We start from the raw sequence: 12,265 nt of genomic DNA, 5'->3' as shown, positions 1-12,265 counted from the left end.
TGTGATCCGGTTCGGATTCCTGAGAGTCGCCTGCGTGCAAGGTGAATAGCTGGTTGCGCGCACATATGCAGCAGACGGCGCTCACCTTGCACCTCGGTAACCCTAAGTGGGAGCATTCCAAGGTTCCCTGTCGCCCCAAGGTAGGTCACCTGTGTCTGAGCACTTTGCCAAGCCCCGTACCACCGCAGTGATCCTGGCCGGGGGTACCGGTCAGCGCGTGGGTCTGTCGATTCCGAAGCAGCTGCTGAAGATCGCCGGCAAGGCGGTCATCGAACACACGCTGACCACCTTCGAGCAGGCCGAATCCATCGACGACATCATTGTGTTGATGGCCCCCGGTTATGTGCCGGACGTCGAGAAGATCGTCGCCAAGGCGGGCTTCACCAAGGTGTCCCGGGTCATCGAGGGCGGCTCGACACGGAACGAGACCACCGAGCGCGCCATCGCCGCCCTCGGCGAGGGTCTGGCCGAGGGCGAGGACGCCAACGTCCTCTTCCACGACGCCGTACGCCCCCTGCTGTCGGAGCGCGTGATCGACGACTGTGTGACGGCGCTCGAGCGTTACCAGGCCGTCGACGTCGCCATCCCGTCCGCGGACACGATCATCGTGACCCGCACCCACGGCGAGGACGGCGAGTTCATCACCGAGATCCCGGACCGCGCCCGGCTGCGCCGCGGCCAGACGCCCCAGGCGTTCAAGCTGTCCACCATCCGGCGGGCGTACGAGGTCGCGGCCGGCGACCCCAACTTCCAGGCCACCGACGACTGCTCGGTCGTACTCAAGTACCTGCCGGACGTGCCGATCCACGTCGTCGCGGGCGACGAGTACAACATGAAGGTCACCCAGCCCGTCGACGTCTTCATCGCCGACAAGCTCTTCCAGCTCGGCTCCACCGCCGCGCCCGAGCAGGCCGACGAGGCCGCCTACCGCGAGCTGCTCACCGGCAAGACCGTGGTGGTCTTCGGCGGTTCGTACGGCATCGGCAAGGACATCGCCGAACTCGCCGAGGGGTACGGCGCGAAGACCTACGCGCTGGGCCGCTCGACCACCGGCACCCACGTCGAGAACCCGGAGGAGGTCGACGACGCGCTGTCCACGGCGTACGCCGAGACCGGGCGCATCGACTACGTCATCAACACCGCGGGCGTGCTGCGCATAGGCAAGCTCGCGGAGACCGACAACGCGACCATCGAGGAAGCGCTCAAGGTCAACTACCTGGCCCCGGTGCAGATCGCCCGCTCCGCGTACAAGTACCTGGCCGAGACCAAGGGCCAGTTGCTGCTCTACACCTCCAGCAGCTACACCCGCGGCCGCGCCGAGTACAGCCTCTACTCCTCCACCAAGGCCGCCATGGTGAACCTCACCCAGGCCCTGTCCGACGAGTGGGCCGGCGACGGTATCCGCGTCAACTGCATCAACCCGGAGCGCACGGCGACCCCGATGCGCACCAAGGCCTTCGGTCAGGAGCCCTCGGGTTCACTGCTGTCCTCCGAGGCCGTGGCGCGCACCTCGCTCGACGTCCTCGTCTCCGAGCTCACCGGTCACGTCATCGACGTCCGTCAGCAGGACCCGACGGCCGGCGCGGGCCGGGCCTCCGGCTTCGAGGCGGCCCTGGCCAGCGTCCTGGACCGTCAGGACGGCGTGGCATAATTACATCAATTAGCTTCCGGTAATTCAGGCCTTTGTGGCTGCGTGTTTGTCGCGCATTCACGGAGGCCTGAATCCGTAAATACCTTTTCGGCATCTTCTGCACTTTCTGCGTCAAGGTTACTTTCTGTACCAAACCGGCACTCCCTCAAGAGCAGGTTTCTCCGTGATTTCCACCGCTATACGCGTTGCCCGGGTGGGCAGTGGGGCCGAGCTGGCCGCGGCGGCCCTCATGATGCTGGGCTTCCCCTGCCTGATGCTGGCCGCGCTCCTCCCGAGCGTCGGCGCCTTCGCCGCCGCGGCCGCCGTGACGTACCTGGCGGACCACTATCTGCACCGGCGTGGCAGCTATCTGATCAACCGCCTCAGCAAGGTGCGTGCCGGTCTGTCCATCAGGTTCCTCGTACGGCAGCTGCTGCTCGTGCTGCTCCTGGCGCGGCTCGACCTGTCCGACAGCGTGGTCTTCTACGCGGCGATCGCGTGCTTCCTGGCCTTCTACGGCTTCCAGGCCCCGCACAGCGCGCTGGTCGCGCTGATCCGCTCGCGCCGCAAAATGCCCGTCGCCACCCGCAACGTCGACCTGGCCTCGCGCATCCGCATCCCCGACGCGCCGCCGCGCGGCCTGCTCAGCCGGGCCGCCGAGAAGATGCTCCACCTCGACCTGGTGGCCGTCGCCGGCGTGCTGGTCACCGGGGCCACCGACTCCGACGTGTACGGCTTCGCGGGCATCGCGGTCACCCTGGCGTCGGCGTTCGTCTACGTCATCGCGCTCGTCCCGTACGTCCGCGGCAAGAAGACCCCGCCGAACACGGAACTTGTACTGGAGGCCGTCGACGACTGGCTGCGCGAGTACCGCCCGGAGACGGTGCTGTACTTCTCCGGCTCCAAGGACTCGGCGTACCAGGTCAACATGTGGCTGGAGACGATGGAGCAGCTGGACACCCGGCCGCTGATCATCCTCCGCGAGCGAGCCATTCTGGAGCGGATGGCACCCACCACCGTGCCGGTCATCTGTGTGCCCGGAGGGGTGCACCTGATGAACATGGATCTGTCCACGGTGCGCGTCGCGCTGTACGCGGCGAACGTCGGCAAGAACATCCACATGCTGCGCGTTCCGACCATGAAGCACGTCTTCATCGGCCACGGCGACAGCGACAAGCTCGCCAGTGTCAACCCGTTCAGCAAGGCGTACGACGAGGTGTGGACCGCGGGCCGCGCAGGCCGTGACCGCTACGCCATCGCCGACGTCGGCGTCCGCGACGACGACATCGTCGAGGTCGGCCGCCCGCAGCTCGCCCCGATCCAGACCTGGCGCGGCGCGCCCGAGGGGCGTATGCCGACGGTCCTCTACGCCCCCACCTGGGAGGGCTGGGACGACAACCCGGGCAACACCTCGATCCTGCTAGCGGGCGCGAACATCGTGGACGCGCTGCTGACGGCCGAGCAGCCCGTCCGCGTTCTCTACAAGCCCCACCCCTTCACCGGCACCCGCAGCCCGCAGGCCAAGGCCGCGCACCAGAAGATCGTCGCGCTGGTCGAGAAGGCGGCCGCCGAGCGCGCCGCCGACCCGAGCTTCACCGCCGACGCGGCGGACCGGAGCGCGGCCAAGGCCGAACTCGCCCGCATCGAGGCCCGCATCGCGGAGCTGACCGGCGTCGCCGAGAAGGGCGACGAGGCCGAGGCCACCCGCGACGGCCTGGTCGACGCGGCGGCGCACGCCGAGGTCGCCCGGCTGCGCGCCGAGTGGAACGACGCCTACTGGCGTTCCTTCGGCAGCTGGGAACACCGTGTCATCACGGGCGCCGAGCCGCGCCTGTACGACTGCTTCAACGTCTCCGACGCCATGGTCTCGGACATCTCCAGCGTGGTCTCCGACTTCATCGCGAGCGGCAAGCCGTACGCGGTCACGGACTCCGCGGAGCTGGGCGTCGAGGAGTTCAAGCGGCAGAACACCGCGGTGCGTGCCGCCGTGATCCTCTCCAACTCGGCGAGCGAGCTGGGCGAGCTGCTCGCCCAGGTCACCGACCCGACGGGCGACGCGCTGGCCGCCGACCGCCGGGAGCTGAAGGAGTACCTGCTCGGTCCCGACGAGCCGGCGTCGATCGACCAGTTCAACGCCGCGGTGCGGGACCTCGCGAAGAAGTCCCGGGCGCGCAACCACGGCCAGGAGACCGGCAGTTCGGCCGCCGCCGTGGAACTGGCGAACGCGCTCCCCGGCCAGCGGGTGGGCACGGCAGACACGACGGACGGTGCCGCGGTCACGGGCTGATCAACTTCGCCCCGACCCGCGACAGGGCCCGGCCCCGAGGAACATCCTCGGGGCCGGGCCCTTTTCGCTGTGAGCAAACCAGCCCTTTTCTGTGAAATGCGCCACAGGGAGGGAGGCGTCAGGCAACCTAATAGTGCGCCCAACGCTCTTATAGGTAGCCGTTGAGGTGAAACGGGGGGAAATGTGATGATGACACTGGAGAAACGTGACCGTGACGCAGCCTGATGTGAGTGTGATCATCGGGGCGTACGAGGCCATGCCCTACCTGGTCAAGTGCCTGGAGTCGGTGGAAGCGCAGACGCTCGATCCCGCCCGAATCGAGGTCGTCGCCGTCGACGACGGGTCGACGGACGGCACAGGGGAGTACCTCGAAGAGTTCGCGCAGCGTGCGGCCATGGCCGTCACGGTGATCCGGCAGGCCAACTCGGGCGGCCCCAGCGGCCCGCGCAACGTCGGCCTCGACAAGGCCCGCGGACGCTACGTCTTCTTTCTGGACGCCGACGACTACTTCGGCCCCGAAGCCCTCGAGCGCATGGTCGCCATGGCCGACGCGCAGGGCACGGACGTGGTGCTCGGCAAGGTCATCGGGGTCAACCGCAACGTCCCCAAGTCGATGTGGGGCAAGAACCAGCCCCGTACCGACGTCTTCTCCTCGCAGATCAAGTTCACGCTCAGCGCGCAGAAGCTCTTCCGGCGCGAGCTGCTCTCGCGGCACGGCATGCACTTCGACGAGTCGCTGAAGACCGGCGAGGACGCCCTCTTCACCATGGAGGCCTACCTCCGCGCCGACGGCGTCTCCGTGGTCGCCGACTACGACTGCTACCACCTGGTCGGTCGTGAGGACGGCAAGCACGTGACGAAGAGCGGCAGTTACACGCTGCGCTTCGACTCGGCCCGCGCCCTGATGGGCCTGATCGCCGAGCATGTGCCCGCGGGTGCGCGCCGCGACGCCCTGATGGTCCGCCCCTTCGCCGTCACCCTGCTCCCGCAGTTCGGCCCCGTCTTCCTGAAGGACAGTGACGAGGTCAGGCGCAACAAGCTCGAGCTGGCCAAGCCGCTGGTCGACGCGCACTGGACCGAGGGCGTCGCGGGCCGCCTCAAGGTCAACGAGCGGCTCCGGGTGAACCTGGCCGGTCACGGCCGGGCCGATCTGCTCGTCGACGTCCTGGAGTTCATCAAGAAGAAGAAGGCGCCCACGCTCCACGTGGACGCCCGCAGCCGCAAGACCTACCTCGCCTACCCGCACTTCCGCGACCGGGAAGCGGGCATCCCGGACAGCTGGTTCGTCCCCACCTCCCGCGAGACGGTCACCATCGAGAGCTTCCACTTCGCCCCCGGCAGCCACTTCCCCGGCATGCGCACCGCCCGCCGCGTGGCCCGCAAGGTGCTGGGGCCGCGGCGCGCGGGGTGAACGGGAACGCCCGCTCCCCGCGCCCAAGAGGCGCACGGAGCGGGCGTTTCGCGAGGTGAGCACGCGCTGGATGGGGTGGTGCTACGGGCGCCCCGGCTGCAGCGCCTTGCGCAGCGGGCGCCCCACCACGCGGCGTGCCATGCGGTAGACGGAGCGCGGCGGCACGGCCGACACCGCGGGCTTCACGGACTTCGCGGACTTCCGGGTCCGATCGAGCTCGCGCTTCAACTTCGCGTTGTCCGTGGACAGTTCGGCGATACGGGTCTGGAGCCAGCCGAACCGAGTGGCGAGCGCGGCGACATCGGCCTCGTTCCACGGGCGGACGCCGGCCGGGAAGGCGAGCGAGCGGAGGCGCTCCTCGTGGGCGGCGCCCGCGTCCCCGTGCGTGAACGTGTTCTGCAGGCCGTTGCGGTCCAGGAACCCGGTGAAGCGTTCGAAGCGCTCCTGGTGACCGCCCGTCAGCGCGCCGAAGTCCGCGTCCGCGAACAACTCGGCCGGATCGAGATCCTTGGGCAGCGAGTCGATGGTGCGGTGCGGGATGTCGAAGTAGCGGCACAGCTCCAGGGTGCGCGAGTCGGCACACAGCACGGTCGCGGGCGTACCCGCCAGCAGCGCCGCGATGTTGCCGTGGATGCGGGAACCGAAGGAGAAGTCGAACTCCCGCAGGTCGTCGATCCAGGTGAGGGGGTCGATGTAGACGCGGACCTTGTCCTCGCGGTACATCGGGTGGTCCGGGTGTGTGGGCATTGCGGTGACGGAACCGTTCGGATCCGACAGGTCGCGCCAGTGCAGCTGACGGGCGTCACTGAGGTTCTGGCCGATGAAGCGCAGGTGCGGGTAGCGGGCGTGCGTCCGGCGGATGACCCGGTCGAGGCCCTGGGACTTCACCGCGCTGTGCGACCCGTTGATCGCGATTCGGGACTCGGGGCCGAGCGCGTCCACCCGCTTGCGGACGTCGAGGTCCTTGCCGTACATGAACATCGACGGGCAGCCGATGACCTCGACGTCGCTGAAGCCCATGTCCTTCAGGTACCGCTCGGTGAACTCGCCGCGCACGCCGATGGACGCGCTGCGCTCCAGCACCGCGCCGACGAACTCCCGGACGGCAGGCTCCATGGGCTTCAGCCGCGCCGGGTTGTAGTCCAGTCCGGTCTGCGCGCCGACCCCCGGCACGATCACGGGGATCTTCAACTTGCTGATGAGCTGGGTCAGCCGCCTGAGCTGGGGCTCGAACGACGGCCGGAACGCGTTGGCGAGCGGAATGACGAAGGCGTCGAACTCTTCGTTGATCCGGTCCGCGGCGGAGACGTTGGTGCGGATGCCGTTCGAGACGACCTCGGTGGTCGGAGTCTCGAGGATCTTGTGCGCGGCGTCACTGAAGATCAGGTTGCCGGAGTTGGTGGCGAAGACGTCCCGATGGAGGGCCTGCTCCACAGGGACGACGTCGTACGGGCTTTTCCCTGATCTCAGGAGTATGCGCTTCACAGGATGAACAATAGATGCCACAGCGTTCAACTTATATTTGCATGCTCTTTATTTCATATGAGGAACCTGTACAACCTTTCCGGCATGCGCAAGACGTGAGCGAGCGGTTACGTGGAGGCGTCCGCCTGCTGGACCGACGGGCGTCGTGCCGCCTCCTTCGCGTAGATTGCCGGGCGGGACAGCCGGACCGACGCGAGGGGACACACCGCAGGTGGCAGGGCAGGCGGCAGAGGCAAGGCAGGCTGTGGCGCAGGCCCACAGGATCGTCGTCAAAGTGGGATCCTCGTCACTGACCACGGCCGCGGGCGGCCTCGACGCGGACCGCGTCGACGCGCTCGTCGACGTCCTCGCCAAACACCGCAGCGGTGGCGAGAGAGAGATCGTCCTCGTCTCCTCCGGTGCCATCGCGGCCGGGCTCGCCCCTCTCGGGCTGCGCCGCCGCCCCAAGGACCTCGCCCGGCAGCAGGCCGCCGCGAGCGTCGGCCAGGGCCTCCTGGTCGCCCGCTACACCGCCTCCTTCGCCCGCTACGGCATCCGCGTCGGCCAGGTGCTCCTCACCTCCGACGACACCAGCCGCCGCGCCCATCACCGCAACGCCTCCCGCACCCTCGACAAGCTCCTCGCGATGGGTGCCCTGCCGGTCGTCAACGAGAACGACACGGTCGCCACGGACGAGATCCGCTTCGGCGACAACGACCGTCTCGCCGCGCTCGTAGCCCATCTCGTACGCGCCGACCTGTTGGTCCTCCTCTCCGACGTGGACGGCGTGTACGACGGCGACCCCAGCAGGCCCGGCACCTCGCGGATAGGGGAAGTGCGGGTTCCCGCCGATCTCGACGGCATCGACATCGGCAGCGCGGGCAAGGCCGGCGTCGGCACCGGCGGCATGGTCACCAAGGTCGAAGCGGCCCGGATCGCCGCCGCGGCCGGCATCCCCGTCGTGCTGACCAGCGCCGTCCACGCCGACGACGCCCTCGGGGGCGGGGACACGGGCACGTACTTCCACCCCACCGGCAAGCGCTCGGCCGACCGGCTGCTGTGGCTCCAGCACGCCTCGACGCCACAGGGCGCGCTCACGCTGGACGACGGAGCCGTGCGTGCGGTCGTCGACCGGCGCACGTCGCTGCTGCCGGCGGGCATCGCGGCCGTCGAGGGCGACTTCACCGCGGGCGACCCCGTGGAACTGCGCGACAGCGCCGGCCGGGCGGTCGCGCGGGGCCTGGTGAACTTCGACGCCAAGGAGATCCCGCAGCTCATCGGCCGCTCGACCCGCGAGCTGGCCCGCGAGCTGGGCCCCGCGTACGAACGCGAGGTCATCCACCGGGACGACCTCGTGATCCTGCACCCGTAAGGCCACTGCGCCGGGTTGCCCCGAGGAGCCTTGCCGGGCTGTTCCGGAGACCACTGCCAAGGCGCTGCGGAGGCAGCTGTCGGCCAGTTTCCGTGGGCGCTCGCAGCCCTCTGGAGCTGTCCGCTGCGCCGGTAAACGGCCGATTCCCCTGCCCCCGCCGGGCGACGTTCCGTAAAACCGCCACGCGGAGGCTCACCACCTGCTCAACTTTGTTGCAGGGAGACCCCGAGATTCCGTAGGACCATTGCGAAGAGGAGGCCGTCGTGAGACGAGTGCGCCCTGGGGCGGCGGCGTCCCGCGGTGGTGCCTCCCCCACCCTCGGCTCCGCTCGAGCGGGCGAGGAACGGGCCCTGACCAGCGTCGCGGCCGGCGACACCTACGAGGGCGGAGAGCCGGTGGAGCAGCCCCGGCTGTGGCACGTCACGCTCAGCGTCTCGGGTGACGAGGCCCCGCTGAAGGAGGTCCGGCGCGCCCTCGAACAGCTGGCCCACGACCACCCCTTCCTGCTGACCAGCCGGTACGCCAACGACCACGCGGAGATCCGTTACTGGGAAGAGGCCCGCGACCTGCACGACGCCGCGGCCGTCGCGCTGCGCCTGTGGGGCGAGCACCGACAGACCGCCCAGCTCCCGCCCTGGGAGATCGTCGGCCTGGAAGTCATCGACCGTGGGACCTACCACCAGAGGATCGCGGAGGGCTACGGACCGCTGCCGGCGACTCCCGTGGGCGTACATCCCTTTTGATTTTTGACGACCACACACCTTGATTTTTGGCGACCACACACCGTCACCATTGATTGAGGAACCGCCACGGCGAGCAACCAGTTCCGCGAGAGCGGCGCCGGTTTAGGCGCAAAAGAGCGCTGTCTTGGAGTTTGGGACAGCGGCTGGACGGACCCGTTCGGAGCATTACGCTGCCGACATGACCACGCTCTCGCCGTACGACTCGATGTCCCCGGTCACCCAGGCCGCCTACCGCGCGAAGTCCGCCGCCGCCGACCTCGCGCCGCTGCCGCGGGCCGAGAAGGACGACGCGCTGCTGGCGATCGCGGACGCGCTGGAGGTCCGTACGAGCGAAATCGTCGCGGCCAACGCCAAGGACATCGCGCGCGCCCGCGAGGCCGGCACCAGCGAGACCGTCATCGACCGGCTCACGCTCACGCCCGAACGGGTGCGTGCGATCGCCTCGGACGTCCGTGACGTCGTCTCCCTGCCCGACCCGGTCGGCGAGGTCGTCCGCGGCTCGACCCTTCCGAACGGCATCGACCTGCGCCAGGTCCGTGTCCCGCTCGGCGTCGTCGGGATCATCTACGAGGCCCGCCCGAACGTCACGGTTGACGCGGCCGCCCTCTGCCTGAAGTCCGGCAATGCCGTGCTGCTGCGCGGCTCGTCCTCCGCCTTCGAGTCGAACACCGCGCTGGTCCGCGTCCTGCGCGACGCCGTGGGCGGGGCGGGGCTGCCCGCCGACGCCATCCAGCTCGTGCCCGGCGAGAGCCGCGAGTCCGTACGCGAGCTGATGCGGGCCCGCGGCCTGGTCGACGTCCTCATCCCGCGGGGCGGCGCCTCGCTGATCCGTACGGTCGTCCAGGAGTCCACCGTCCCGGTCATCGAGACCGGCACCGGCAACTGCCACGTGTACGTCGACGCGAACGCCGACCTCGACATGGCGATCGACATCCTGATCAACTCCAAGGCCCAGCGGCCCAGCGTCTGCAATGCCGCCGAGACGCTCCTCGTGCACCAGGCCATCGCCCCCGAGTTCCTGCCGCGCGCCCTGGCGGCCCTCGCGGACGCCGGGGTCACCGTGCACGCCGACGAGCGCGTCCTCGCCTACGCCAAGGACTCCAAGGCCACCGTCGTCGAGGCCACGCCCGAGGACTGGGAGACGGAGTACCTCTCGTACGACATCGCCGCCGCCGTCGTCGACTCGCTCGACAAGGCCGTCGAGCACATCCGGCTGTGGACCTCCGGTCACACCGAGGCCATCGTCACCACCTCGCAGCAGGCCGCCCGCCGATTCACCCAGTTGGTGGACTCCACCACGGTCGCCGTGAACGCGTCGACCCGGTTCACCGACGGCGGCCAGTTCGGCTTCGGCGCCGAGATCGGCATCTCCACGCAGAAGCTGCACGCCCGGGGGCCCATGGGGCTGCCGGAGCTGACGAGCACGAAGTACATCGTCACCGGGGACGGGCACATCCGGCGCTGACGTGCGGACCGCGTGAGACGCGTCTCGTCAGGTGAATGAATTTCCATACCGTCTGCCCAAAATGACCCCCCAGGTCTACTCTGGATCCGTGCCGGAGGACGTGGGGGGCACGCCGTTCCCTGACGGCTGGGAGCCCGACGACGACCACGACCGCGGGGGTGCGGACGAAGAGTTCGCCTCCGTGGTCTTCGACGAGGATTTCGTACGGGCGGCGGTGATCCATGAGCCGACCGCCGTGGAGCGCCTGCTCGCCGCCGCCGAGGCCCGTGCGGAGGCATCCGAGGCCGAGGCGCGCAGAGCGCGCCCCCGGGGCGCCCGCGGCGACGACGAGCGTTACGAGGACGGCTTCGGGCCCGACGGCCGTGGCGATTTCGACCATGACCCGGATGCGGACGATCTGGACGACACCGAGGTCCTCGAAGGCCGCTACGGAGCGCTGGAATCGTATGGCAGGTACGGCGGCAGGTATGGCAGGGCCTACGGAAAACAGGCCCGCTGGCACCGCCCCGTCGCCTGGGTGCTCGCCCTCGTGATGGGCATCGGCATGGTCGCCCTGGCCTTCACGGCGGTCTACCGGGGCGCGTCCTCGGGCCGCCAGGACCAGGTCCCGCCACCCGCCTCCACAGGCCTTGAACAAGGTCAGGACAAAGTGTCCGGCACGGGCCCCTCCGCCTCGGCCGACTACTCCCAGCCGGCGGTGTCGGCGGTCCCTCGAACACCCTGACGAACCCGGGGTGGATCCTGGTGAGAACCTGTCAGAACTTGTCGTGTACCAGGGCGTTTACCGGAGCTCCGGGAGACCTACCCTGAAGGTATGGGCGGGCCTGGAGACCCACCTGAGGGGACACCCGAGGGCGCTCCCGCTGGTGGAGAGGACGAGTACCGATCCGTCGTCTTCGACGAGTCGTTCGTCCGTGCTGCCCGCCTCCAGGAGTTCTCCGCGCGGGAACGCATGGCCGACCACGCCCCAGCCGTACGGCGCCGTCCCGCCCTGCAGCGCGGGCTGTCCCGGCAGGCGCTGATCCTGGTCCTGCTGATCGCCATCGCCTTCGGCACCGCGATCTACATGGGCGTACGACACCCGTATCAAACCCCTGCCGCCCAGCCCCCCGAGCCGGTCCGGATGACGGTCATACCCCTCGCGCCCCAGACCGCCGTGCCGGGGTCCACCGACGTCGACGAGCTGTACACGCACAGTCCCGCCGCACAGTTCGGCGTCGGCGCCGAGGGCATCGCGCTGCCCGCCTCCCGGCGCACCGCGCACTTCTCCGACAGCCAGGTCGTCACCGCCCTGACCACCGCCAAGGACTACCTCGTGAACTCCTCCCTCGACCCGGAGGTACTCACGGGCGGCACCAACCGGCCCGTACGGGTCCTGCTCGACCCGCAGCAACTCGAACAGTTCGACCAGAGCTTCGACCATCCGGCCGCCGACGGAAGACACGCCCCGACCGGCTGGCTGGTCCGCTTCGATCCGTCCCGCACCGAGCTCGCCGAGCCCGGGATCCGGGTGCAGGGCACCCTGCGGGCCGCCGAATTCGACTCGAACACCCTCGAGGTCGTCGCCGACCACACCTTCGTGTACGCGCTGAAGCCGGCGGGCTCGGACGCGAAGGCGGAGGCCTCGCTGTTCACCGTCCGGCGCGAGCTGCACTTCCGCTTCGACCGCGACGACCTGCGGCTGCACCAGGCCGAGCTGGTCGTCTCCTCCGTCCAGGCCGGGCCGCTCGCCTGCGCCGACGACTCGGTCAGCCGGCTGCGTCCGCTGCTCGCGGGACAGACGGCGAAGGCGGGCGGCCCGGCCGGCACCGACCCCTACGCGACGGGCAGCGCGACGGCGCTGTGCGGGTCGCTGGCGACGAGCGCGCAGCCGAAGCTGTGACCGGCGGTTTC

The 12,265-nt window shown here is 69.3% G+C and carries 9 protein-coding genes; 8 read left to right on the top strand and 1 reads right to left on the bottom strand.

The window, feature by feature from the left end:
* Positions 1-151: 151 nt before the first annotated feature.
* From AB0D57_RS23595 to AB0D57_RS23585, 3 genes are all read left to right on the top strand, one after another.
* Positions 152-1,651 carry a bifunctional cytidylyltransferase/SDR family oxidoreductase gene (locus tag AB0D57_RS23595; protein ID WP_362076215.1) on the top strand — a complete coding sequence of 500 codons (1,500 nt, stop codon included), beginning with the start codon at positions 152-154 and terminating at the stop codon, positions 1,649-1,651.
* Positions 1,652-1,814: 163 nt separating this feature from the next.
* Positions 1,815-3,917 carry a hypothetical protein gene (locus AB0D57_RS23590; RefSeq protein ID WP_362076212.1) on the top strand — a complete coding sequence of 701 codons (2,103 nt, stop codon included), beginning with the start codon at positions 1,815-1,817 and terminating at the stop codon, positions 3,915-3,917.
* Positions 3,918-4,122: 205 nt separating this feature from the next.
* Positions 4,123-5,328, top strand: coding sequence for a glycosyltransferase family 2 protein (locus AB0D57_RS23585; protein WP_362076209.1), 1,206 nt, complete (start codon positions 4,123-4,125; stop codon positions 5,326-5,328).
* Between the two features lie 81 nt (positions 5,329-5,409).
* On the opposite strand, the gene AB0D57_RS23580 is transcribed toward AB0D57_RS23585, so the two are convergent.
* On the bottom strand, positions 5,410-6,813 hold the full coding sequence (locus AB0D57_RS23580) for a polysaccharide pyruvyl transferase family protein (RefSeq protein WP_362076206.1): 1,404 nt from the start codon (positions 6,811-6,813) through the stop codon (positions 5,410-5,412).
* A 244-nt stretch (positions 6,814-7,057) separates the two neighbouring features.
* On the opposite strand from AB0D57_RS23580, the gene proB reads away from it, so the two are divergent.
* From proB to AB0D57_RS23555, 5 genes are all read left to right on the top strand, one after another.
* The gene (gene proB / locus AB0D57_RS23575; RefSeq protein ID WP_362076203.1) at positions 7,058-8,164 is read left to right on the top strand and encodes a glutamate 5-kinase; all 1,107 of its coding nucleotides are present in this window, start codon (positions 7,058-7,060) and stop codon (positions 8,162-8,164) included.
* 272 nt (positions 8,165-8,436) lie between these two features.
* Entirely contained in the window at positions 8,437-8,907 is a 471-nt protein-coding gene (locus AB0D57_RS23570; RefSeq protein WP_362076285.1) for a hypothetical protein, read from the top strand.
* A gap of 178 nt (positions 8,908-9,085) precedes the next feature.
* Positions 9,086-10,372, top strand: coding sequence for a glutamate-5-semialdehyde dehydrogenase (locus AB0D57_RS23565; RefSeq protein ID WP_362076200.1), 1,287 nt, complete (start codon positions 9,086-9,088; stop codon positions 10,370-10,372).
* A gap of 61 nt (positions 10,373-10,433) precedes the next feature.
* A complete protein-coding gene (locus tag AB0D57_RS23560) occupies positions 10,434-11,096 on the top strand; it encodes a hypothetical protein (RefSeq protein WP_362076197.1) in 663 nt (220 codons plus the stop codon).
* A gap of 90 nt (positions 11,097-11,186) precedes the next feature.
* Complete coding sequence (locus AB0D57_RS23555; RefSeq protein WP_362076194.1) at positions 11,187-12,254, top strand: hypothetical protein; 1,068 nt, start codon at positions 11,187-11,189, stop codon at positions 12,252-12,254.
* Positions 12,255-12,265 lie beyond the last annotated feature (11 nt).

The sequence above is a fragment of the Streptomyces sp. NPDC048275 genome, from assembly GCF_040652275.1.
In the GTDB taxonomy this organism is placed as follows: domain Bacteria; phylum Actinomycetota; class Actinomycetes; order Streptomycetales; family Streptomycetaceae; genus Streptomyces.
Note: the sequence above shows the minus strand (reverse complement) of the source record. Positions and strands in the feature narration are given on the sequence as shown.

Bases quoted from the DNA above. Each gene is read 5' to 3' on its own strand.
- AB0D57_RS23565 (WP_362076200.1), top strand. From the start codon at position 9,086: ATGACCACGCTCTCGCCGTACGACTCGATGTCCCCGGTCACCCAGGCC.
- AB0D57_RS23560 (WP_362076197.1), top strand. From the start codon at position 10,434: ATGACCCCCCAGGTCTACTCTGGATCCGTGCCGGAGGACGTGGGGGGC.
- AB0D57_RS23555 (WP_362076194.1), top strand. From the start codon at position 11,187: ATGGGCGGGCCTGGAGACCCACCTGAGGGGACACCCGAGGGCGCTCCC.